We start from the raw sequence: 21,207 nt of genomic DNA on the forward strand, positions 1-21,207 counted from the left end.
GGAATTCTAACCCATGATCGGGCCATACGTGACACGCCGGACAGGCCGTGGGGATATCGCCGCAAGCCGCGCCACGCCTGGTTCGGCACGGTTTCGGGCGATCATTCGCCGCCCGTCCGGTCGGTAACCACGCGGTTAACCCGGTAAAAAGGGGACGCGCCGCGTCGTGAACGCACCACCCGAACGGCTCCGCGACCGCTCTCCCGGCATGCCGCTTGCGTGCAGGCGGACCCTTGGCGCTATCATTGACGTTTTCCCGTCTGCTTCCGCACTGCACGCGAGCACCCATGGCATCCCACGATTACCTGAAGAAAATCCTCACCGCGCGCGTCTACGACGTCGCGATCGAGACGGAACTCGAACCCGCCCGCAACCTGTCGGCCCGGCTGCGCAATGCCGTCTACCTGAAGCGCGAGGACAACCAGCCGGTGTTCTCGTTCAAGCTGCGCGGCGCGTACAACAAGATGGCGCACATTCCGGCGGACGCGCTCGCGCGCGGCGTGATTACGGCATCGGCCGGCAACCACGCGCAGGGTGTCGCGTTCTCGGCGGCCCGGATGGGCATCAAGGCCGTGATCGTCGTGCCGGTCACGACGCCGCAGGTGAAGGTCGATGCGGTGCGCGCGCACGGCGGCCCGAGCGTCGAGGTGATCCAGGTCGGCGAATCGTACAGCGATGCGTACGCGCACGCGGTCAAGGTGCAGCAGGAGCGCGACCTGACGTTCGTCCACCCGTTCGACGATCCGTACGTGATCGCGGGCCAGGGCACCGTCGCGATGGAAATCCTGCGCCAGCACCAGGGCCCGATCCACGCGATCTTCGTGCCGATCGGCGGCGGCGGGCTCGCCGCGGGCATCGTCGCGTACGTCAAGGCCGTGCGCCCGGAGATCAAGGTGTTCGGCGTGCAAACCGAGGATTCGTGCGCGATGGCGCAGTCGATCGACGCCGGCAAGCGCGTCGAGCTGACCGAAGTCGGCCTGTTCGCGGACGGCACCGCGGTGAAGCTCGTCGGCGAGGAAACCTTCCGCCTGTGCAGCGAACACCTCGATGGCGTGCTGACGGTCAACACCGACGCACTGTGCGCGGCGATCAAGGACGTCTTCCAGGACACGCGCAGCGTGCTCGAACCGTCCGGCGCGCTGGCGGTCGCGGGCGCGAAGCTGTACGCGGAACGCGAAGGGATCGAGAACCAGACGCTCGTTGCGATCACGTCCGGCGCGAACATGAACTTCGACCGGATGCGCTTCGTCGCGGAGCGTGCCGAGGTCGGCGAGGCGCGCGAAGCCGTGTTCGCGGTCACGATCCCCGAGGAGCGCGGCAGCTTCAAGCGCTTCTGCTCGCTCGTCGGCGATCGTAACGTCACCGAGTTCAACTACCGGATCGCCGATGCGCAGTCCGCGCACATCTTCGTCGGCGTGCAGATCCGCCGCCGCGGCGAATCGGCGGAGATCGCCGCGAACTTCGAGTCGCACGGCTTCAAGTCCGTCGACCTGACGCACGACGAGCTGTCGAAGGAACATATCCGCTACATGGTCGGCGGCCGCTCGCCGCTCGCGCTCGACGAGCGCCTGTTCCGCTTCGAATTCCCGGAGCGTCCGGGCGCGCTGATGAAATTCCTGTCGTCGATGGCGCCGGACTGGAACATCAGCCTGTTCCACTACCGCAACCAGGGCGCGGACTACAGTTCGATCCTCGTCGGGCTGCAGGTGCCGCAGGCCGATCGCGCCGAATTCGAACGCTTCCTTGCGGCGCTCGGCTATCCGTATGTCGAAGAGAGCGCCAACCCGGCTTACCGCCTCTTCCTGTCGTAAAGGCGACACGCAATGAATCCCGAACATTCCCCGCTCGGCAAGGCCACCGTCTACGCAGCCCAGTACGACGCGTCGCTCCTGTTTCCGATTCCGCGCGCCGGTGCGCGCGAGCAGATCGGCATCACGTCGGCGCTGCCGTTCTTCGGCACCGACATCTGGAACGCGTACGAGCTGTCGTGGCTCAACGCGCGCGGCAAGCCGCAGGTCGCGGTCGCGACCTTCTACGTGCCGGCCGAATCGCCGAACATCGTCGAATCGAAGTCGTTCAAGCTGTATCTCGGCTCGTTCGCGCAGTCGACGTTCGACTCGGTCGATGCGGTGCGCGACACGCTGAAGCGCGACGTTTCGGCCGCGTGCGGCGCGAGCGTATCCGTGCAGCTCGTGTCGCCGCACGACTTCGGCAAGCTGCAGATGGACGAACTCGACGGGCTGTCGCTCGACCGGCTCGATCTCGATACCGACGTGTACGAACCCGATCCGTCGCTGCTGTCGGCGGCCGACGCCGAGGATGAAGCGCCGGTCGAGGAGACGCTCGTGTCCGACCTGCTGCGCTCGAACTGCCCGGTCACGGGCCAGCCCGACTGGGGCAGCGTGCAGATCCACTACGTCGGGCCGCAGATCGATCACGCGGGCCTGCTGCGTTACATCATCTCGTTTCGCAACCACACGGGCTTTCACGAGCAATGCGTCGAGCGGATCTTCCTCGACATCCTGCATGCGTGCAAACCGGTCAAGCTCGCGGTGTATGCGCGTTATACGCGCCGCGGCGGGCTCGACATCAACCCGTTCCGCACGAACTACAACCAGCCGATGCCGGACAACGCGCGCACCGCGCGGCAGTAACGGCGGCAAGCGGTCGCCGCGGGTCGCAAGCAACGTAACGACATCGCGGCGAACCCCAAACGAAACAGCCCGGTCGGCATTCACCGACCGGGCTGTTTTGCCGTGCGCGGGGAGCGCGGCCGCGTTACTTGGCGGGCGCCTTGTACGCGATGCAATCGACCTCGACCTTGCAGTCGATCACCATGCTCGACTGCACGCATGCGCGTGCCGGCGGATGCTCGCCGAAGTACGAGATGAACACCTTGTTGAACGACGCGAAATCGCGCGCGTCGTCGAGCCACACGCCGCAGCGCACGACGTGCTCGAGGCCGTAACCGGCTTCCTTCAGGATCGCGATCACGTTCTCGATCGTCTGCTTCGACTGCGTGACGATCCCGCCTTCGACGACTTCGCCGTTCACCATCGGCGTCTGGCCCGACACATACAGCCAGCCGTCGGCCTCGACCGCACGCGCGAACGGCATCACCTGGCCGCCCGTACCCTTCGCTTCGCCTACGCCATATCGCTTCATCGTTTCACTCCTTGTTTTGTCGACCCGCGCCGCGCTTCAGCTCTGACGCGGATCCCATGCAACGCACGGTTGCGGATGCGCGCGCCGACAGCGGCACGCGCGGAAGATCGATACCGATGCCGCGCTCAGAACGCGGCGTCGGCGCTCGCCGGCACGCGCTCGCCGCGCGCGACAAAACCGCCGGCACGCTCGCCGGTCGGCTGGCCGTTCTCGTAGGTCAGCACGCCGTTCACCCACACGGCGTCGATCCCGTGCGCGGGCTGCTGCGGCTGCTCGAACGTCGCGGCGTCGATCACGCGCGCCGGATCGAACAGCACGAGATCCGCGTGGTAACCGACATGCACCTCGCCGCGCCGCGCGATCCCGTAGCGGCGCGCGGACAGCGACGTCATCTTGCGGATCGCTTCCTCGAGCGGCAGCAGGTTCGTGTCGCGCACGTAATGGCCGAGCACGCGCGGGAACGCGCCCCACAGCCGCGGGTGCGGCAGCGGATCGTTCGGCAGGCCGTCCGAACCGACCATCGTCGCGGGGTGCGACAGGATCCGGCGCACGTCGTCCTCGGACATGTTGTGGTACACGGCGCCCGCCGGACGGATGCGCTGCGCGGCTTCCTGCTCGGATACGCCCCAGTCGGCGGCGATCGCCTTCAGCAGCTTGCCCGCGACTTCCGGATGCGGCTCCGACCACGTGATCGTGATGTCGATGTCGCCCGTCACCTGCTTCAGGTCGAGCGTCGACGAGCTGCGGCTGTACGGATAGCAGTCGCAGCCGACCGGCTGGTAGCGGCGTGCGCCTTCGAGCGACGCGAGCACTTCGGTGCTGCGCCCCCAGTTCGACGGGCCCGCGCACTTCAGGTGCGAGATCACGACCGGCACCCGCGCATGGCGGCCGACGCGATACGCCTCGTCCATCGCATCGAGGATCGCGTCGAACTCGGTGCGCATGTGCGTGGTGTACAGCGCGCCCGCGTTCGCGAGCGGCTCGGCGAGCGCCATCACTTCCTCGGCCGGCGCCGCGAACGCGGAGCCGTACGCGAGACCCGACGACAACCCGAGTGCGCCGTTCGCGAGCGCCTCCTCGAGCTGTGCGCGCATCCCGGCGATTTCGCCGTCGGTCGCCGCGCGGTCGAGGCGATCCATCTGGTTGTTGCGCAGCGCCGTGTGGCCGACGAGCGCCGCGACGTTGACGGCCGGACGCGCGTCGTTCACGGCCGCAACGTAGTCGGCGAAGGTCGGGTACTGGAACGCGCCGCGCTCGCCGAGCAGGTTCATCGGGTCGGGCGGATCGCCCGTGAGCGTCACCGGCGACGCGCTGATCCCGCAGTTGCCGACGATCACGGTCGTCACGCCCTGCGAGATCTTCGGCAGCATCTGCGGCGCGCGGATCACGTGCGTGTCGTCGTGCGTGTGCACGTCGACGAAGCCCGGCGCGAGCGCGCGGCCGTCCGCATCGACGACGGTCTCGGCGAGCCAGTTCGACAGGTTGCCGATCGCCGCGATCACGCCGTTGCGGATCGCGACGTCGCGCGTAACGGGCGGCGCACCGGTACCGTCGTAAAGCTGCGCGCCGACGATCAGCGTATCGGCCGCTTCGGGATGCGAATGCATGTTCAGTCTCCTACCGGTTGACGGTCTCCGCCGCCGCGATGCGCATCGAGCGCATGCTTGATGCGGCGCAACGATTCTCGGCCCGCATCGCCGAGCCGCAACGCGACTCCGGTGACGAGCACGTCGATCGCCATCATCATCGCGTAACGCGATGTCGACGGCTTGTAAATGAAATCGGTTTCGAACGCGACAACCGGAATCAGGTGGTCGGCCAGCTTCGCGAGCGGGGAAGCCGGCGCCGTGATCACGATCAGCTTCGCGCCATAGCGCTGCGCGAGCCGGCAGCTCTCGAGCAGCTCGGGCACGCGCCCGCTGACCGACAGCGCAACGACGACGGCGTCGCGCGACAGCGTCGCGGACACCATCCGCTGCAGCAGGCTGTCCTGATAGGTCGCGACCGGCCGGCCGAAGCGCACGAGCCGGAAGCGCAGCTCGTCGGCGAGCGCGGTCGAGCCGCCGCCCTGCCCGTACACGTAGATCATCTTCGCGCCGGCGAGCAGCTCGGCCGCCGCGTCGAACGACGTGTTGCGCAGCAACTGGTGGTTGTGCGCGAGCGCCAGGCGGATCTCGTCGTAGACGACCGACGCGGGGTTCGCGTCGTCGGCCGGCGCATCGTCGGACGGTACGAGAAAGCGCTGGCCAACAGCCGCCGCCTGCGCGACGAGCACCTTCAGTTCGCGCACGTCGCGGCAACCGACCGCCTTCGCGAAACGCGTGACGGTCGCGACGCTGACCTCCGCGTCGCGTGCGAGCGCGCCGATGCTCGCATGCGCGGCGCGCGCGAGATCGGCAAGGATGAACGCGGCGACCTTGCGCTCGGCTTCACGCAGTTCGGGCGCGCATTCGGCGATCCGAGCGACGATGTCGAGGACCAGCGGAGCCGGATGGGGCTCGACCGCGTGCGAAGCGGACGGAGTAGCGGGCGTATTCATCTGCGGAAAGGATGGGGAGCTTGATGTTACTAAATAACATCACCGCGCAAATCCTACTTTCTGTACCATCTGCATGTCAACTTCAGTGCAATGCATAGTGATGATGGAGCAGATTGACATGAAAGTTACAAACTATCAGGAAGCGACGATCGATCCGTTCGGCAAGGGTCTCGGCAATCTGCCGAGCGCGAGCGTGCCGCTGGGCGACGCAGGCCGCCTCGAGTGGAACCTGCTCGCGGAAGACGTCAGCCTGCCGGCTGCCGTGCTCTACGAGGATCGCATCGAACACAACCTGAACTGGATGCAGGCATTCGTCCAGCAGTATGGCGTCAAGTTTGCGCCGCACGGCAAGACGACGATGGCGCCGCAACTGTTCCGCCGCCAGCTCGACGCGGGCGCGTGGGGCATCACGCTCGCGACCGCGCACCAGACGCAGGCCGCGTATCACGGCGGCGTGCGGCGCGTGCTGCTCGCGAACCAGCTCGTCGGCCGCCAGAACATGACGATCATCGCCGGGCTGCTGTCCGATCCCGACTTCGAATTCTTCTGCCTCGTCGATTCCGCCGAGAGCGTCGACCAGCTCGGCCGCTTCTTCGGCGAGTTGAAGAAGCCGCTGAACGTGTTGCTCGAGCTTGGCGTACCGGGCGGCCGCGCGGGCGTGCGCGATGCCGCGCAGCGCGAAGCCGTGCTCGCCGCGCTCGCGCGTTATCCGGACACGCTGAAGCTGGCCGGCATCGAACTGTATGAAGGCGTGCTGAAAGAGGAAGGCGAGATCCGCGCATTCCTGCAGGAAGCGGTCGCGCTCACGCGCGAGCTGGCCGACGCGGGCCGCTTCGCGCGCACGCCGGCAATCCTGTCCGGCGCCGGTTCGGCGTGGTACGACGTGGTCGCGGAAGAATTCGCGAAGGCGTCCAATGCAGGCTTCGCGGAAGTCGTGCTGCGTCCGGGCTGCTACCTGACGCACGACGTCGGCGTCTACAAGAAGGCGCAGACCGACGTGTTCGCGCGCAACCCGATCGCACGCACGATGGGCGAAGGGCTGCTGCCCGCGCTGCAGCTGTGGGCGTACGTGCAGTCGGTGCCGGAAGCTGATCGCGCGATCGTCGCGCTCGGCAAGCGCGACGCAGCGTTCGACGCGGGCCTGCCCGAGCCGGCGCGCCACTTCCGCCCGGGCCGCGACAGCGCGCCGCGCGACGTCGCCGCCACCGAAGGCTGGGCCGTCACCGGGATGATGGATCAGCACGCGTACCTGCAGATCCCGCCGGGCGCGGACGTGAAGGTCGGCGACATGGTCGCGTTCGACATCTCGCACCCGTGCCTGACGTTCGACAAGTGGCGCCAGGTGCTCGTGCTCGATCCGCAGTTCCGCGTGACGGAAGTCGTCGAAACCTTCTTCTGACGTGCATTGCGCGCGCCGCCCCGCCGCTCGCGCGGGGCGGCCGTCACGCGCGCTTCAATCTGCCGGAGTACACTGCGCTTTCGTCCTCGGGGCGGGCTGTTGCGTGCTGCGCAACGGCGTCTCGGGGCCGTTGCGCCCGTCTGCCGCGCACGGCGCGAACGGGCCCTCACGCCGCTTCACTGGAGAAAGCCATGGCCGCGAAGAAGATCCTGTTCCTGACCGGCGATTTCGCCGAAGACTACGAAACGATGGTGCCGTTCCAGGCGCTGCAGGCCGTCGGTCACCACGTCGATGCAGTCTGCCCGGGCAAGCGCGCGGGCGACAAGATCAAGACCGCGATCCACGATTTCGAAGGCGACCAGACCTACACCGAGAAGCCCGGCCACCAGTTCACGCTGAACGCGGCGTTCGACGACGTCGATGCGTCGCGCTACGACGCGCTCGCGATCGCGGGCGGCCGCGCCCCCGAATACCTGCGACTCGACCCGAAGGTGATCGCGCTCGTGCGCGCGTTCGCCGAGGCCGGCAAGCCGATCGCCGCGATCTGCCACGCGGCGCAACTGCTCGCGGCCGCCGACGTGATCCGCGGCAAGCGCATCTCGGCCTACCCGGCCTGCGCGCCCGAGGTGAAGCTTGCGGGCGGCGAATACGCGGACATCCCGGTCGATGCGGCCGTGACCGATGCGCCGTTCGTCACCGCGCCCGCGTGGCCCGCGCATCCGGCATGGCTCGCGCAATTCCTCGCGCTGCTGGGAACGCGCATCGAGCTGTAAACCTGAAGTGAATCGAGATGAGATGAAGCGCCGGCCGGCGGCGGGATAACGTGCCCGCCTGCCAGTGGCGATCGGTCGCGGGCGCGGCTGACGCGCCTGCCCGCGCCGTGCGTCAGCGCGCGACCGGCGTCGAACCGACGTCCGCGATTCGCGATTCGAGCATCGCCAGTGCGCCCGAGAGCGCATTCAGCACATCGTCCGGCAATTGAGCCATCGTCTGCTCGAGAAACGCCTTGCGGCGCGGCAGGCAGGCGTCGAACGCGGCACGGCCGTCGTCCGTCAGCGTGACATTGGTCACGCGGTTGTCGCGCGCGTCGGATTCACGCTCGATCCAGCCGAGTGCGTCGAGCGACTTCAACTGGCGCGTGAGCGCACCCGGATCGATGCGCAGCACTTCGACGAGCCGCTTCTGCGACGAATGCCCGCCCATCGTGTGCAACGCGACCATGATGCGCCAGCGCGGCATCGGCTGCCCGACGTGCGTTTCGAACGCGGTCATGAACGCGCGATACGTGCGTCCGAATTGCTGCAAGATCGCGACGCGGTCCTGTTCTTCCATGCGCTGATTTCGTTTCCGGTAAATCGATGAATCGTTGAATCGGTCAATCCGTCAGTCGGCCGCGACATGCGGCTCGATCTTGCGCCGCAGCGCGATCGGCGGCACGCGGCGGCACTGCCACACCGACACCACGGCGATGACGGCCGCCATCGCGACGCCCAGGTGAATCGCACTGACCAGCGATTCGCGGGCCGCTTCCAGCAGCAGCGCGCCATTATGCCCGGCACGCGTCAGCTCGGCGACGAGACTGCCCTGCGCGGTGCGATCGATCAGGATCTGCGGATCGGCAAGCTGCGCATGCCACTGCATCGCATGGTCGGTCGACAGCGCATTGCGCACGCCGCCCGAATACATCTGGTTGACGAGCGTGCCCGTCAGCGCGGTGCCGACCATCCCGCCGACCATCCGCAGCGATTGCAGCAGCGCCGTCGCGATGCCGAGGTGCTCGCGGCCGGCCGTCTGCTGCGCGAATACGGTGAGGTTCGGCAGTACGAAGCCGAGCCCGATGCCGCCCGCGACCATCAGCGCCATCAGCATCCAGGTCGGCGTCGTGTGCGTCGAAACGACGATGCCCGCGCACGTGATCGCGAACAGCACGAAGCCGACATGCAGCATCGCGTTCGGATTGCGGATGCGCGTGACGACGCGGCCGTTCATGATGCTGCCGATCGTGATGAACACGACGAGCGGCGTGATCACGAGCCCCGCTTCTTTCGGCGACATCCCGAAACCGCCCTGGAACAGCAGCGGCGCGTAGAACAGCAGCGAGAACATCGAGAAGCCGGCGAGGATCGCGAGCACGAAGAGCGCCGACAGCGCGCGGTTGCCGAACATGTCGAACGGCAGAATCGGCTGCGCGGCGCGCTTTTCCCAGTGCCACAGGCCGACGCCGGCCGCGACCGCGACGACGAGCAGCAGCGACGCCCAGCTCGCGACGCCGTACTTCGGCAGCCATTCGACGAACAGTTGCAGCGAACCGAGCGACAGTGCGATCAGCAGCGCGCCCGGCCAGTCGAGCCGCATCTTGCGATCGTGCTCGACGTGGCGCAGGTGCGGCAGGTAGCGCCACACGAACAGCAGCGACAGCAGGCCGACCGGCAGGTTCACGTAGAACACCGAGCGCCAGCCGAACGACTGGGTCAGCACGCCGCCGAGCGACGGGCCGACCGCGTTCGCGATGCCGAACGCGGAGCTCATCAGCACCTGCCAGCGCAACCGCACGACGGAATCGGGGAACAGGTCGGGAATGCACGCGAACGCGGTGCCGACCAGCATCCCGCCGCCGATCCCCTGCAGCCCGCGCGCGAGCACGAGATACAGCATGTCGTTGGCCATGCCGCACAGCACGGACGCGCCGGTGAACACGATGATCGACACGATCACGAACGGCTTGCGGCCGTAATAGTCGCCGAGCCGGCCGAAGATCGGCACCGTGATCACGGAACTGAGCAGGTACGAGGTCGCGACCCACGCGTACAGGTCGAAGCCCCGGAGTTCGGCGACGATGGTCGGCAGCGCGGTGCCGACGACGGTCTGGTCGAGCGCGACGAGCATGGTGACGAACGAGATCCCGATCATCGCCAGCAGCGATTCGCGGAATGGCAAGACTTGCCCGCTCGAATGGTGGGCGGCAGTGTGGACGGCCATTTTTTGTTGATGCAACTTTTGACGAGTCAATCAATCTTAAAATTCTAGCATGGCGGAGTAATCTAGGCTGGCGGCGGTCAAACCATCCCGGCCGCCAAGGAGAATGATGGAACCGATTTCAATCACCCCCGCGATATCCCTGTCGCAGGAGGATCGGGACGCGCTGTGGCGCGCGAAGCAGGTGCTCGAAAGCCCGTCGCTGACGATGAAGCTGACGGGCATGCTCGGCGCGCCGGTCGAGAAAATGATCGCCCGGCTGCCGGATTTCGCGACCGGCAAGATCAACGACGCAACGCAGCTCGCGCTGCGCAAGTGCCTGAACATCGCGCTGCGCACGCTCGGCAAGCCGCCGGCGCCGGACGCCGAGCCCGACAAGCCGAGCAACCTGCTGCACAAGCTCGCGGTCGCGACGACCGGCGCGGCGGGCGGCGCGTTCGGCTTTCTCGCGCTGCCGGTCGAGCTGCCGGTGACGACCACGCTGATCTTCCGCTCGGTATGCGACATCGCGCGCAGCGAAGGCGAGGACCTGACGTCGATCGATACGCAGCTGCAATGCCTGGCCGTGCTCGGCATGGGCGGCAACCCGGACAAGCAGGAAGAGGACGCCGATCTCGGCTATTTCGTGCTGCGCGGCGCGCTCGCGCAGGCCATCTCGAAGGCATCGTCGGACATCACGACGAAAGGCATCGCCGCGCACAGCTCGGCGGCCGTGTTCAAGCTCGTGCAGACAGTGGCATCGCGCTTCTCGGTGCAGGTGACCGAGCAGATGGCCGCGAAGTCGATTCCGGCGATCGGCGCCGTACTCGGCGCGACCGTCAACACGCTGTTCATCGACCACTTCCAGCAGATGGCGCACGGCCACTTTACCGTGCGCCGGCTCGAGCGCAAGTACGGTTCGGTGGCCGTCAAGGCCGCGTATCAGGCGATCGACGCCTCGCCGACGCGCTGAACCGCGCGTTCGACCGCGACGCGGCGCAGGAACGCGGCCGCGCGGTCGAGCGCGTCGCGCGCTTCCGGCACCATCGGCACGTATAGCTGCCACACGTGCGGCATATCCGGCCACACCTCGATCTCCACTGCCACGCCGGCCGCCTTCGCCTTCTCGGCGACGCGGCGCGAATCGTCGAGCAGCACCTCGGTGCTGCCGACCTGGATGTAGAGCGGCGGCAGGCCCGCGAAATCCGCATAGAGCGGCGACGCGTACGGATGCGTCGCCGGCGCGTCGCCGAGGTAGAGCTTCGCGGCCTTCGGCAGCGCCGCGCCGGCGAACATCGGATCGGCGCCGTCGTTGGTGCGCAGCGTGTCTCCGGTGGCCGCCAGGTCGGTCCACGGCGAGAACAGGATCGCGCCGGCCGGCAGCGGCTCGCCGCGATCGCGCAGCGCGACGAGCGTCGCGAGTGCAAGGCCGCCGCCCGCCGAATCGCCGCCGAGCACGATCGACTCGGGCGGCGTGCCGAGCGCGAGCAGTTGCCGGTACGCGGCCAGCGCATCGTCGAGCGCGGCCGGGAAACGGTTTTCGGGCGCAAGCCGGTAGTCGAGCGAGAACGAGCGCACGCCCGCGCGCTTCGTCAGCCCGAACACGAGCGGCCGATGGGTCTTCGTCGAACAGAAGTAATAACCGCCGCCGTGGAAATACAGCAGCGTGCGGCCGGGGCCGCGACCCGCGACCGCGTCGGTGCGTTCGAGCCATTCGCCGCGCAGCGGCGCGTCGCCCGCGCCGTAACATTGGCGCAGCCGGTAGCCCGACGGCGCGCGGCGCGGCACGAACATCCGCAGGTCGGTAAAGCGCCGTGCGCGGGCGGGATCGAGCACCTCGCGCGTGGTCTCGGGACGGAACTGCCAGCGCAGCAGCCAGCAGGCGAACTTGCTTTGCCAACTCATCGGACCCACTCCGTAATCGCAGTGTGACGATGGTACGTGCGAACGTTCCCACACCGCTCGACAGGTGCCTCTATATCAAACGCCGGCGCTCAGTTCGCCGGCATCACCTGGCCACGGATCTCGCCGGACGGGTGCTCCTTCGTATGCACGTTGAAGTACCACTTGCCGCCCATCAGGTCGGTGACCTGCGCGTCGGTGAGTTCCTTCGAACCCTTGATCGGGCTCGCCAGCTCGTCCTTCGGAATCGGCACCTGCACGCCCGCATTCTGGCCGACCGGCGCGGGCCCGTGGAAATGCGCGGCGGTGGCCGGCCCCGTGAGGTGTTCGTAAGTCGCCGTCCACTGCAGCGTGTGCGTGGCCGTGTCGTAGGTGGCATCGACGGCGCCCGAACCCTTGGTCGCGGTTGGCGGCACTTCGCTCGACGGCTGGAGATTGGCGGACAGGCGCACCGTTTCGGCGGCGGCGCTGCCGGCGGCCAGCACGCCCGCGAGTAACGCGACCTGGAGCAAACGCAGCTTGAGCATGGACTCTCCTTGTACGACGTTGTACGCCGCCCGAGCGGGGGCGCCAGACATGATGGTAGTCGATCGCCGTCGCGCCGGCAGTCCGCCGAACGGCCATGCTGCGAATCGCCGCACCACCCTTGATGGCGCCGCGCGCGGCCGGCCATCTCGCGCGGTGGGCGCCGCACGTCGCGTCAGTCTGCGTCAACCTGGAACGGACCTTTGCAGCCTGACGGCTGAATCCGCGTGCGGCCTTTCGCTACACTTCGTTTCACAGTTGCTTGTTTCCTTCGTCCGAAGGAGTCTGCGAGTATTCACGCGGCCACCCGGCCGCGTTTTTTTTGCGTGAGCCGCCGGTGAACGCAGCGCTTCGCGTCACGCGCGATAACCGGGATCGATACGATCGACGATGCGCTGCAGCGCGTCGAACGCGTCCTGCCCCGCGCCATGCTTCGGGTCGAAATTCAGCGAATCGCGCACGCACGCCTCGAGCACGGGCGGCGCGATCGGCAGCGCATCACCGATCGCATGCGTCGCGACCTGCACCTCGCACGCGCGATTGAGCAACCACATCAGCGAGAACGTCTGCGCGAGCGTCGCGCCGATCGTCACGGGCCCGTGATTGCGCAGCAGCAGCACGGGCCGCCCGCCGGCGCTCTCGACGATGCGCCGCCCCTCTTCGAGATGCACGGTGATGCCCTCGAAGTCGTGATACGCGATCTTCCCGTACAACTGCGCCGAATAGAAATTGGAGAACGACAGCCCGTCGCGCGAACAGCACACGGCCATCGTGGGCGTCGTGTGCACGTGCATCACGCAGTGCGCATCGGGCAGCGCCGCATGGATCGCGCTGTGGAACGTGAAGCCGGCCGGATTGATCGGCCAGTCGGAATGACCGATCACGTTGCCGTCGATATCGATCTTCACGAGGTTCGACGCGCACACCTCGCGGTAATGGAGCCCGAACGGGTTGATCAGGAAATGTCCGTCCTCGCCCGGCACGCGCAGCGAGATATGGTTGTAGATCAGCTCGGTCCAGCCGAGATGATCGAAGATGCGATACGCCGCCGCGAGCTGCACGCGCGCCTGCCATTCGGCTTCGGAGAAGCGGGCGGGACGCGTGAACGGCTGGTTCGGTACACGTTGCATGGAGGAACTCCGGTTGCGGGTGTGCGCGGCCCGCGTGGCGCGGGCCGTCGGGTGGCATCGTCACACCGTCATTATGGTTGCGCACACAACCATATCACCTTTCCCGGCGCACCGTTAACGCGGGTTTAGCCGGAGCGCTTCGGTCCCTTAAAGCTGATCGTCGACCGGCAGCAACATGAAGATGCCGGTCATCAGGTTGCGCAGCAGCCCCGCGCCCGGATCGACGTGATAGGTGGTCGGCCGGCCGTTGTCCGTGCCGGTCCATTCGAGTGCGGGCGCGCCGCCGCCCGCCGGCGTCGCGAGGCTCACGCGATAGCTTTCGTCCGGCTGCGTCACGCGCGTGAAGATCGTCGCGACCTGCTGCGCGAGCGCCGGGCTGTGGATCACGAGCGCCAGTTCGGTATTCAGGTGCGCGGAGCGCGGATCGAGATTCATCGAGCCGATCACGAGAATCTTCCGGTCGATCACGTACGCCTTCGCGTGCAGGCTCGCCCGCGAGCCCGAGCCGAACAGGCGCGGGCGCTGCCGGCCGGGCTGCGCCTTGAACTCGTACAACTCGACGCCGTGCTGCAGCAGCGGCACGCGGTACGGCCCGTAGCCGGCCTGCACGGCAACCGCGTCGGTCGCGGCGAGCGAATTCGTCAGGATCGCGACGCGCACGCCGCGCGCGGTCGTGTCGCCGAGGATCTTCACGCCCGCGTCGTGCGGCACGAAATACGGCGAGAACGCGAGGAATTCCTGCTGCGCGCCGCGCGTCAGCTCGACGAGGCGCTGCATCGGCGGGCTCACGTACGCGTCGGTTGGCTGCGCAACCTTGTCGGGTGCGTCGGCCTGAAACTCGGCCGGCGCCCACACGAGCGCGAGCTCGTCGCGCGCGATCTGCTGCGCGAGCGGTGTCGCGTTCAGCGGCTTCGCGTTGTACGGATCGGCGTTCTTGCGCCAGTGGTCGCGCAACTCGTCGCGCATCGCGTCGAGATCCTTCGGATCGAACGACTGGTGATTCAGCACGCTCAGCGGATAGCTGCTCGCGCTCGCCCAATAGGTGTCGAAGCTTGCCGAGATGTCGTTCGTCACAGGGCCCGCGGCGAGCACGTCGAGATCGCGGAACTGCAGCGTCGGGCTCGCGCTGAAGTATTCATCGCCGAGATTGCGGCCGCCGACGATCGCGATCTGGTTGTCCGCGATCATCGCCTTGTTGTGCATCCGGCGCGTGAAGCTGTCGATGCGCGTGAAGAAGTTGGCCGTGCGCTCCGCCATGCGCTGCTGCGACGCGCCGAACGGGTTGAACACGCGGATCTCGATGTTCGGGTGCGTGTTCAGTGCAGCCATGATGCGATCGATGTCGCGAAAGTTCAAGTCGTCGACCAGCATCCGCACGCGCACGCCGCGATCGGCCGCGTAGAGCGCCGCGGCGAGCAGCAGCTTGCCGGTCGTGTCCTCGGTCGCGATGTAGTACTGCATGTCGAGCGTCTTCGTCGCCGCGCGGGCAAGCGCGATGCGCATCTGCAGCGCCGCGGCGCCGTCGGGCAACAGCCGGAAGCCCGACTGGCCCGGGTGCGCGGCCTCGGGCGCGGCCAGTGCGTCGCGCAACGGCGTCGCCGTATCGGGCGGCAACGCATGGGAAACCGGGCGATCGAGCGTGGTGGCGGGCGGATGCGTCGCGCACGCGGCGACGAGCGACAGCAACACGCAGACGGCCAGCGCACGGGCCGGGCCGCATACGGCGCGCCACGACGGCGCGGCCGGCGCGCGCCGGATGAAAGACGTGAGCACGGAAACTTCCTCGACTGGCGGAACAAAAGTCCGCATTCGCCGCGGCGCGCGGCTGGCGGGCGGTTCCGGCCGATTCTAGTGGGCGCCCGATGAACCGGTCAATCGCGCGGCAAGCGCGGGCGGCGCGGGCCGCAGGCGAACGGCCGCCGTCCGGAAGCCGGCGATGCATCCGTCGCCCCCGCCCGCCGCACCGGCCATGCGCCGAAGCGGTCCGACCAATTTCACCGCGCGTCGTCGCTGCGCTCGAAATGGCTGCGCACGTAATCAATGTGCGTCTGCATCGCGGTGCGCGCCTCCTCGGGCCGGTGCGCGCAGATCGCATCGCACACGGCGCGGTGCTGCAGCAGCAACTGGTCCGCCTGCTCGTTCTGCACGCTCATGCCGACCACGTTGATCGAAATGTGCTCGCGCAGCATCCCGATCACGCTCGTATGCAGGTGCAGGAACATCGTGTTGCGCGACGCGAGCGCGATCGCCTCGTGCAGCTTCGCGTCGGTCGCGGCTTCGACGGTCCGGTCGTCGTTCGCGTGCGCGGTTTCGAGTTCGCGCAGCAGCGCGCGGATCCGGCGGCGGTCGTTCGCGTCGGCCCGCAGCGCTGCGAAATACGCGGTCGCGCCTTCCAGCACGCGGCGGAATTCGAGGATGTCGTCGCGCAGCGCCGGATGGTCGGCGACCAGTTGGCCCCACGGCGACGCGATGCCCGCGCGCAACTGGTCCGTCACGTACACGCCCGCGCCGCGCCGGCTCTGCAGCAACCCGCGCGCGACGAGCCGCTGGGTCGCCTCGCGCACCGTATTGCGCGCGACACCGTATTGCTGCGCGAGTACGCGCTCGGCCGGCAGGCGCGCACCGGCCGGCCAGGTGCCGTCGAGCAGCGCCGTCTCGATCTTGCGCATCACCACTTCGGTCCGGCCCCGTGCCGTCATCGCTGCCATCGTCGCGTCTCCTCCCGTCATGCCCGTCACGCCGATTGGCCCAACCAATTTGAACTGCGGCGCCGTCGCGGGAATTATGCAGCGAAATCGTCGTCCCGCATCCGCATGCCGGGCCGTCGCCTCTGGAGCGAGACATGAACGAAAGGCAGTACCCCGCCGCCACCGCGCACGTTTACCTGTTCGCGACCTGCCTGGTCGACCTGTTCGTCCCCGAAGCGGGGCTCGACGCGGTCCGTCTGCTGGAACGCGAGGGTTTGACCGTCCACTATCCGCGCGGCCAGAGCTGCTGCGGGCAGCCGGCGTACAGCAGCGGCAATCCCGACGAAGCGCGCCGCGTCGCGGCCGCGCAGCTCGACCTGTTCGCCGAACCGTGGCCCGTGATCGTGCCGTCCGGCTCGTGCGCGGGCATGATCCGGCACCATTGGCCGGCGCTGTTCGCCGACGATCCGGTCCACGGCCCGAAGGCCCGCGCGATCGCGGAGCGGACCTACGAGCTCGCCGAATACCTCGTCCATGTGCTCGACGTGCAACTCGATGCGGTCGCGGCAAGCGCCGGGCCCGCCGAACGCGTCGTGCTGCACACGTCGTGCGCGGCGCGACGCGAGATGGGCACGCGCGGGCACGGCGTCGCACTCGTCGACGCGCTGCCGGGCGTGACGCGCATCGAACACGAACGCGAATCCGAATGCTGCGGCTTCGGCGGCACGTTTTCGCTCAAGCATCCCGACATCTCCGGCGCGATGGTGCGCGACAAGGTCGCGTCGGCCTGCGCGACCGGCTGCGACCGGCTCGTGTCCGCGGACTGCGGCTGCCTGCTGAATATCGGCCACGCTGCGACCCAGTCCGGCGCGCCGCTGCCGGTCGAACATCTCGCGAGCTTCCTGTGGCGCCGCACGGCCGGCGCCGCGTCGTTGCGCGGAGACCGGCAATGAGCGCGCGCACCGCGATTCTCGCGCGCCTGCGCGCCACGGCCCCCGGCGTCGCCGCGACGGCCGCCCCCGCGCTCGACGCACGCATCGACACGCATTACGACACGCGCCGCGCATCGGCCACGCGCGATCCGCACGCGCTCGCCCAGGCGATGCAGGCCGCGCTCGCCGCATCGCACGCGGACGTCTGGTGCGCGACCGGCGACGAATGGCCCGCGCAGCTCGCCGCGCGGCTCGCCGACGCCGGCGTGCGCCGCCTGCTGCTCGATCCGCACCGCGCCGAATCCGCGGCCCTCGCCCGCGCGCTGCCCGACACGGTCGCGCCCGTGCCGTTCGACCGGCCGATCGACGCGTGGAAGGCCGAACTGTTCGACACGATCGACGCGGGCTTCACCGTCGCGCGCTCGGGCATCGCCGCAACCGGCACCGTCGTGCTCGCACCCGATGCCGGCACGCCGCGCACGGTGTCGCTGGTGCCGCCGCTGCATGTCGCGCTCGTCCACGCAAGCACGCTGCATGCGGACCTGCACGCTGCCGTGCACGCGGAACGCTGGCATGCCGGCATGCCGACCAACCTCGTGCTGGTGTCGGGGCCGTCGAAGACCTCCGACATCCAGCAGACGCTCGCTTATGGCGCGCACGGCCCGCGCCGCCTGTGGGTCGTGATCGTCACCGACTCGGCCGACCGGCCGGCCGCAACCGCTTGCGAGGACCTGCCGCGATGAGCGACCGCACGCTGCAATTCGTCGCCCCCGGCGACTTCAAGGCCCGCGCGCGCGCCGCGCTCGACGATCCCGCGCTGCGCCAGAGCTTTCGCGGCGCGATGGACTTCCTGCAGGGCAAGCGCGCGACGCAGTTCCCCGACGACACCGAACTGCAGCAGTTGCGCGATCTCGGCGAAGCCGTGCGGCAGCACGCGCTCGCGCAGTTGCCCGCGCTGCTCGAACGGCTGGAGGCGAAGCTCACCGAAGCCGGCGTGCACGTACACTGGGCCGAGACGGCCGCAGACGCGAACGCGATCGTGCTCGGCATCGCGCAGGCGAAGAAGGCGCGCCGCGTGATCAAGGGCAAGTCGATGGCAAGCGAGGAAATCGAGCTGAACCATTACCTCGCGGAGCACGGCGTCGACTGCATCGAGTCCGACATGGGCGAGTTCATCGTGCAGCTCGCGGGCGAGAAACCATCGCATATCGTGATGCCGGCGATCCACAAGACGCGCGGCGACATCGCCGAACTGTTCGCGGAACACATCCCCGGCACGCGCTACACGGAAGACGTCGACGAGTTGATCCAGACCGGCCGGCGCGCGCTGCGCCGTGCATTCGCCGAAGCGGACATCGGGCTGTCCGGCGTGAACTTCGCGGCGGCCGACACGGGCACGCTGTGGCTCGTCGAGAATGAAGGCAACGGCCGCCTGTCGACGACGGTACCCGACACGCATATCGCGATCATGGGGATCGAAAAGGTCGTCGACAAGCTCGAGCACATCGTGCCGCTGTCGAGCCTGCTCACGCGCTCGGCCACCGGTCAGGCGATCACGACCTACTTCAACCTGATCTCGGGCCCGCGCCGCGACGGCGAACGCGACGGCCCGCGCGAGCTGCATCTCGTGCTGCTCGACAACGGCCGCACGCAGGCCTACGCGGACGAACAACTGCGCGCAACGCTGCAATGCATCCGCTGCGGCGCGTGCATGAACCACTGCCCCGTCTACACGCGCATCGGCGGCCATGCATACGGGACGACCTACCCGGGGCCGATCGGCAAGATCATCTCGCCGCACCTGCTCGGCCTCGACGCGACGGCCGACCTGCCGACCGCGTCGACGCTGTGCGGCGCGTGCGGCGAGGTGTGCCCGGTCCGGATCCCGATCCCGCAACTGCTCGTGCGGCTGCGCACCGAGGCGAACCGCAAGCCCGACGAACCCGTTGCGCATCCGCTGCGCGGCCAGGGCGCGAACTACAACCGCGCGGAAGACCTCGTATGGCGCTTCTGGTCGGGCGCGTTCGCGCATCCGCGTGCGTACCGCGCGTTCCGCTGGGCCGCGACGCGCCTGCGTGCGCTGACACCCGCGAAACAGATGGGCTGGACGCAGCACCGCACGCCGCTCGAACCGGCGCCGCGCAGCCTGTCCGACCTGCTGCGCGCACGCGGCCAGCCCGAATAGAACACCGTTTTCCCGCCCTTACCCATAGAAATACAGACACAGATGGAGGAGACATCCATGCAGGTTTGGCATCAGATCTACACCCCGCTCGGCAGCCTCGGGCTGTCGGCGTTCGTCGCCGCGATCCCGATCATCTTCTTCTTCGTCGCGCTGGCCGCGCTGCGGATGAAGGGCCACGTCGCCGCCGCGATCACACTGCTGCTGTCGCTCGGCGTCGCGATCCTCGCGTATGGCATGCCCGTGCCGCAGGCGCTCGCGGCGGCCGGTTTCGGCTTCGCGTACGGCCTGTGGCCGATCGCGTGGATCATCGTCGCGGCCGTGTTCCTGTACAAGATCGTCGTGAAGACCGGCCAGTTCGACATCATTCGCGCGTCCGTGCTGTCGATCACCGACGACCAGCGCCTGCAGATGCTGCTGATCGGCTTCTCGTTCGGCGCGTTCCTCGAGGGCGCGGCTGGCTTCGGCGCGCCCGTCGCGATCACGGCCGCGCTGCTGGTCGGCCTCGGCTTTCGCCCGCTGCACGCGGCCGGGCTGTGCCTGATCGCGAATACCGCGCCGGTCGCGTTCGGCGCGATGGGCATCCCGATCATCGTCGCCGGACAGGTGACGGGCATCGACCCGTTCCATATCGGCGCGATGGCCGGCCGCCAGCTGCCGCTGCTGTCGCTCGCGGTGCCGTTCTGGCTCGTGTTCATGATGGACGGGCTGCGCGGCGTGCGGCAGACCTGGCCGGCCGCGCTCGTCGCGGGCGGCAGCTTCGCGGTCACGCAGTACTTCACGTCGAACCATATCGGGCCCGAGCTGCCGGACATCACGTCGTCACTCGTGAGCCTCGTCGCGCTCGCGGCGTTCCTGAAGGTGTGGCAGCCGCGCACCGCGCGGCAGCCGGCCGGCGGCATCGTCGCATCCGGCGGCGGCGCGGCGCTGGCCGGGTTCGGCGCGGGCAGGTTCGACGCGGGCGGCTTCGGCGCCGGTTCGAGCCGGCAAGCGTCGCCGTACACGCTCGCGCAGACCGTGCGCGCATGGTCGCCGTTCCTGATCCTGACCGCCGTCGTCACCGTGTGGAGCATCGCGCCGTTCAAGGCGCTGTTCGCCGCGCACGGCGCGCTCGCGTCGACCGTGCTGAAGTTCCATGTGGCGGGGCTCGACCAGCTCGTCGTGAAGACCGCGCCGATCGCCGCGACGCCGAAGGCACTCGAAGCCGTGCTGAAGATCGACCTGGTATCGGCGGTGGGCAGCGCGATCCTCGTGACCGGGCTGATCTCGATGGCGCTGTTGCGGATGAAACCGCGCGACGCGCTCGTCACGTTCGGCGAGACGTTGAAGGAACTGACGCGCCCGATCCTGTCGATCGGCCTCGTGCTCGCGTTCGCGTTCGTCGCGAACTACTCGGGGATGTCGTCGACGCTCGCGCTGATGCTGGCCGCGACCGGCGCCGCATTCCCGTTCTTCTCGCCGTTCCTCGGCTGGCTCGGCGTGTTCCTGACCGGCTCGGACACGTCGTCGAATGCCCTCTTCTGCTCGCTGCAGCAGGCCACCGCCCATCAGCTTGGCGTGCCCGAGACGCTCGCGGTGGCCGCGAACACGACGGGCGGCGTGACCGCGAAGATGATCTCGCCGCAGTCGATCGCGGTCGCCTGTGCGGCGACGGGCCTCGTCGGCAAGGAGTCGGAGCTGTTCCGCTTCACGGTGCGGCACAGCCTGCTGTTCGCGGTGGTCGTCGGGTTGATCACGCTCGTGCAGGCCTACGTGCTGCCGGGGATGGTGCCGTAAGCGGCGCGCACCCCA

Annotated in this window: 19 protein-coding genes; 9 read left to right on the top strand and 10 right to left on the bottom strand. The window is 68.3% G+C overall.

The features are described from left to right. Positions 1 to 287 precede the first annotated feature (287 nt). Together ilvA and queF are read left to right on the top strand one after the other, a co-directional pair. Positions 288 to 1,811 (top strand): threonine ammonia-lyase, biosynthetic, encoded by a 1,524-nt coding sequence (ilvA, locus tag H3H55_RS14845; RefSeq protein ID WP_129512950.1) that lies wholly within the window; start codon positions 288 to 290, stop codon positions 1,809 to 1,811. A gap of 12 nt (positions 1,812 to 1,823) precedes the next feature. Next, the gene (gene queF, locus H3H55_RS14850) at positions 1,824 to 2,654 is read left to right on the top strand and encodes an NADPH-dependent 7-cyano-7-deazaguanine reductase QueF (protein ID WP_048242752.1); all 831 of its coding nucleotides are present in this window, start codon (positions 1,824 to 1,826) and stop codon (positions 2,652 to 2,654) included. Between the two features lie 124 nt (positions 2,655 to 2,778). On the opposite strand, the gene H3H55_RS14855 is transcribed toward queF, so the two are convergent. The 3 genes from H3H55_RS14855 to H3H55_RS14865 all read right to left on the bottom strand — a co-directional run bounded on the left by H3H55_RS14855 (position 2,779) and on the right by H3H55_RS14865 (position 5,704). Then, positions 2,779 to 3,165, bottom strand: a complete 387-nt coding sequence (locus H3H55_RS14855; protein WP_011353171.1) for a RidA family protein — start codon at positions 3,163 to 3,165, stop codon at positions 2,779 to 2,781. Between the two features lie 125 nt (positions 3,166 to 3,290). Then, complete coding sequence (locus tag H3H55_RS14860; protein ID WP_193099063.1) at positions 3,291 to 4,772, bottom strand: N-acyl-D-amino-acid deacylase family protein; 1,482 nt, start codon at positions 4,770 to 4,772, stop codon at positions 3,291 to 3,293. A 2-nt stretch (positions 4,773 to 4,774) separates the two neighbouring features. Further along, positions 4,775 to 5,704: a MurR/RpiR family transcriptional regulator gene (locus tag H3H55_RS14865; RefSeq protein ID WP_193099064.1), complete on the bottom strand. Its 930-nt coding sequence runs from the start codon at positions 5,702 to 5,704 to the stop codon at positions 4,775 to 4,777. 118 nt (positions 5,705 to 5,822) lie between these two features. Between H3H55_RS14865 and H3H55_RS14870 the strand changes: the two genes are divergently transcribed. Together H3H55_RS14870 and H3H55_RS14875 are read left to right on the top strand one after the other, a co-directional pair. Beyond that, positions 5,823 to 7,103 (top strand): amino acid deaminase, encoded by a 1,281-nt coding sequence (locus H3H55_RS14870; RefSeq protein WP_193099066.1) that lies wholly within the window; start codon positions 5,823 to 5,825, stop codon positions 7,101 to 7,103. Positions 7,104 to 7,294: 191 nt separating this feature from the next. Beyond that, positions 7,295 to 7,876: a DJ-1/PfpI family protein gene (locus tag H3H55_RS14875; protein ID WP_048242758.1), complete on the top strand. Its 582-nt coding sequence runs from the start codon at positions 7,295 to 7,297 to the stop codon at positions 7,874 to 7,876. Between the two features lie 112 nt (positions 7,877 to 7,988). On the opposite strand, the gene H3H55_RS14880 is transcribed toward H3H55_RS14875, so the two are convergent. After that, positions 7,989 to 8,435: a MarR family winged helix-turn-helix transcriptional regulator gene (locus H3H55_RS14880; RefSeq protein WP_193099067.1), complete on the bottom strand. Its 447-nt coding sequence runs from the start codon at positions 8,433 to 8,435 to the stop codon at positions 7,989 to 7,991. Positions 8,436 to 8,486: 51 nt separating this feature from the next. Further along, the gene (locus H3H55_RS14885; protein ID WP_193099069.1) at positions 8,487 to 10,082 is read right to left on the bottom strand and encodes an MDR family MFS transporter; all 1,596 of its coding nucleotides are present in this window, start codon (positions 10,080 to 10,082) and stop codon (positions 8,487 to 8,489) included. A 106-nt stretch (positions 10,083 to 10,188) separates the two neighbouring features. Here H3H55_RS14885 and H3H55_RS14890 point away from each other — a divergent pair, with 106 nt between their 5' ends. Continuing rightward, positions 10,189 to 11,031 carry an EcsC family protein gene (locus H3H55_RS14890; RefSeq protein ID WP_193099070.1) on the top strand — a complete coding sequence of 281 codons (843 nt, stop codon included), beginning with the start codon at positions 10,189 to 10,191 and terminating at the stop codon, positions 11,029 to 11,031. On the opposite strand, the gene H3H55_RS14895 is transcribed toward H3H55_RS14890, so the two are convergent. From H3H55_RS14895 to H3H55_RS14915, 5 genes are all read right to left on the bottom strand, one after another. Continuing rightward, positions 11,001 to 11,963, bottom strand: coding sequence for an alpha/beta hydrolase (locus H3H55_RS14895; RefSeq protein WP_193099071.1), 963 nt, complete (start codon positions 11,961 to 11,963; stop codon positions 11,001 to 11,003). The two genes, H3H55_RS14890 and H3H55_RS14895, sit on opposite strands and share 31 nt — an antisense overlap. An 89-nt stretch (positions 11,964 to 12,052) precedes the next feature. After that, the gene (locus tag H3H55_RS14900) at positions 12,053 to 12,487 is read right to left on the bottom strand and encodes a CHRD domain-containing protein (protein WP_129512960.1); all 435 of its coding nucleotides are present in this window, start codon (positions 12,485 to 12,487) and stop codon (positions 12,053 to 12,055) included. A gap of 354 nt (positions 12,488 to 12,841) precedes the next feature. Then, complete coding sequence (locus H3H55_RS14905) at positions 12,842 to 13,615, bottom strand: class II aldolase/adducin family protein (RefSeq protein WP_048242764.1); 774 nt, start codon at positions 13,613 to 13,615, stop codon at positions 12,842 to 12,844. A 147-nt stretch (positions 13,616 to 13,762) separates the two neighbouring features. Then, positions 13,763 to 15,388, bottom strand: coding sequence for a phospholipase D family protein (locus H3H55_RS14910; RefSeq protein ID WP_193099072.1), 1,626 nt, complete (start codon positions 15,386 to 15,388; stop codon positions 13,763 to 13,765). A gap of 221 nt (positions 15,389 to 15,609) precedes the next feature. Beyond that, complete coding sequence (locus tag H3H55_RS14915; RefSeq protein WP_129512963.1) at positions 15,610 to 16,323, bottom strand: FadR/GntR family transcriptional regulator; 714 nt, start codon at positions 16,321 to 16,323, stop codon at positions 15,610 to 15,612. A gap of 134 nt (positions 16,324 to 16,457) precedes the next feature. On the opposite strand from H3H55_RS14915, the gene H3H55_RS14920 reads away from it, so the two are divergent. Genes H3H55_RS14920 through H3H55_RS14935 form a run of 4 tightly spaced genes read left to right on the top strand, consistent with a single transcriptional unit; the run spans position 16,458 to position 21,192 of the window. Beyond that, a complete protein-coding gene (locus H3H55_RS14920) occupies positions 16,458 to 17,255 on the top strand; it encodes a (Fe-S)-binding protein (protein ID WP_193099073.1) in 798 nt (265 codons plus the stop codon). After that, on the top strand, positions 17,252 to 17,977 hold the full coding sequence (locus H3H55_RS14925) for a LutC/YkgG family protein (protein WP_193099074.1): 726 nt from the start codon (positions 17,252 to 17,254) through the stop codon (positions 17,975 to 17,977). The genes H3H55_RS14920 and H3H55_RS14925 overlap by 4 nt, the downstream gene beginning before the upstream one ends. Further along, positions 17,974 to 19,419, top strand: a complete 1,446-nt coding sequence (locus tag H3H55_RS14930) for a LutB/LldF family L-lactate oxidation iron-sulfur protein (RefSeq protein ID WP_193099075.1) — start codon at positions 17,974 to 17,976, stop codon at positions 19,417 to 19,419. The genes H3H55_RS14925 and H3H55_RS14930 overlap by 4 nt, the downstream gene beginning before the upstream one ends. A 57-nt stretch (positions 19,420 to 19,476) precedes the next feature. Then, a complete protein-coding gene (locus tag H3H55_RS14935; RefSeq protein ID WP_193099076.1) occupies positions 19,477 to 21,192 on the top strand; it encodes a lactate permease LctP family transporter in 1,716 nt (571 codons plus the stop codon). The last annotated feature ends 15 nt before the right edge of the window (positions 21,193 to 21,207 follow it).

This window comes from Burkholderia sp. Z1 (assembly GCF_014893795.1).
Taxonomy (GTDB): Bacteria; Pseudomonadota; Gammaproteobacteria; order Burkholderiales; family Burkholderiaceae; genus Burkholderia; species Burkholderia theae.

Coding starts and splice junctions, on each gene's coding strand:
- ilvA (WP_129512950.1), top strand. CDS start 288: ATGGCATCCCACGATTACCTGAAGAAAATCCTCACCGCGCGCGTCTAC.
- queF (WP_048242752.1), top strand. CDS start 1,824: ATGAATCCCGAACATTCCCCGCTCGGCAAGGCCACCGTCTACGCAGCC.
- H3H55_RS14855 (WP_011353171.1), bottom strand. CDS start 3,165: ATGAAGCGATATGGCGTAGGCGAAGCGAAGGGTACGGGCGGCCAGGTG.
- H3H55_RS14860 (WP_193099063.1), bottom strand. CDS start 4,772: ATGCATTCGCATCCCGAAGCGGCCGATACGCTGATCGTCGGCGCGCAG.
- H3H55_RS14865 (WP_193099064.1), bottom strand. CDS start 5,704: ATGAATACGCCCGCTACTCCGTCCGCTTCGCACGCGGTCGAGCCCCAT.
- H3H55_RS14870 (WP_193099066.1), top strand. CDS start 5,823: ATGAAAGTTACAAACTATCAGGAAGCGACGATCGATCCGTTCGGCAAG.
- H3H55_RS14875 (WP_048242758.1), top strand. CDS start 7,295: ATGGCCGCGAAGAAGATCCTGTTCCTGACCGGCGATTTCGCCGAAGAC.
- H3H55_RS14880 (WP_193099067.1), bottom strand. CDS start 8,435: ATGGAAGAACAGGACCGCGTCGCGATCTTGCAGCAATTCGGACGCACG.
- H3H55_RS14885 (WP_193099069.1), bottom strand. CDS start 10,082: ATGGCCGTCCACACTGCCGCCCACCATTCGAGCGGGCAAGTCTTGCCA.
- H3H55_RS14890 (WP_193099070.1), top strand. CDS start 10,189: ATGGAACCGATTTCAATCACCCCCGCGATATCCCTGTCGCAGGAGGAT.
- H3H55_RS14895 (WP_193099071.1), bottom strand. CDS start 11,963: ATGAGTTGGCAAAGCAAGTTCGCCTGCTGGCTGCTGCGCTGGCAGTTC.
- H3H55_RS14900 (WP_129512960.1), bottom strand. CDS start 12,487: ATGCTCAAGCTGCGTTTGCTCCAGGTCGCGTTACTCGCGGGCGTGCTG.
- H3H55_RS14905 (WP_048242764.1), bottom strand. CDS start 13,615: ATGCAACGTGTACCGAACCAGCCGTTCACGCGTCCCGCCCGCTTCTCC.
- H3H55_RS14915 (WP_129512963.1), bottom strand. CDS start 16,323: ATGGCAGCGATGACGGCACGGGGCCGGACCGAAGTGGTGATGCGCAAG.
- H3H55_RS14920 (WP_193099073.1), top strand. CDS start 16,458: ATGAACGAAAGGCAGTACCCCGCCGCCACCGCGCACGTTTACCTGTTC.
- H3H55_RS14925 (WP_193099074.1), top strand. CDS start 17,252: ATGAGCGCGCGCACCGCGATTCTCGCGCGCCTGCGCGCCACGGCCCCC.
- H3H55_RS14930 (WP_193099075.1), top strand. CDS start 17,974: ATGAGCGACCGCACGCTGCAATTCGTCGCCCCCGGCGACTTCAAGGCC.
- H3H55_RS14935 (WP_193099076.1), top strand. CDS start 19,477: ATGCAGGTTTGGCATCAGATCTACACCCCGCTCGGCAGCCTCGGGCTG.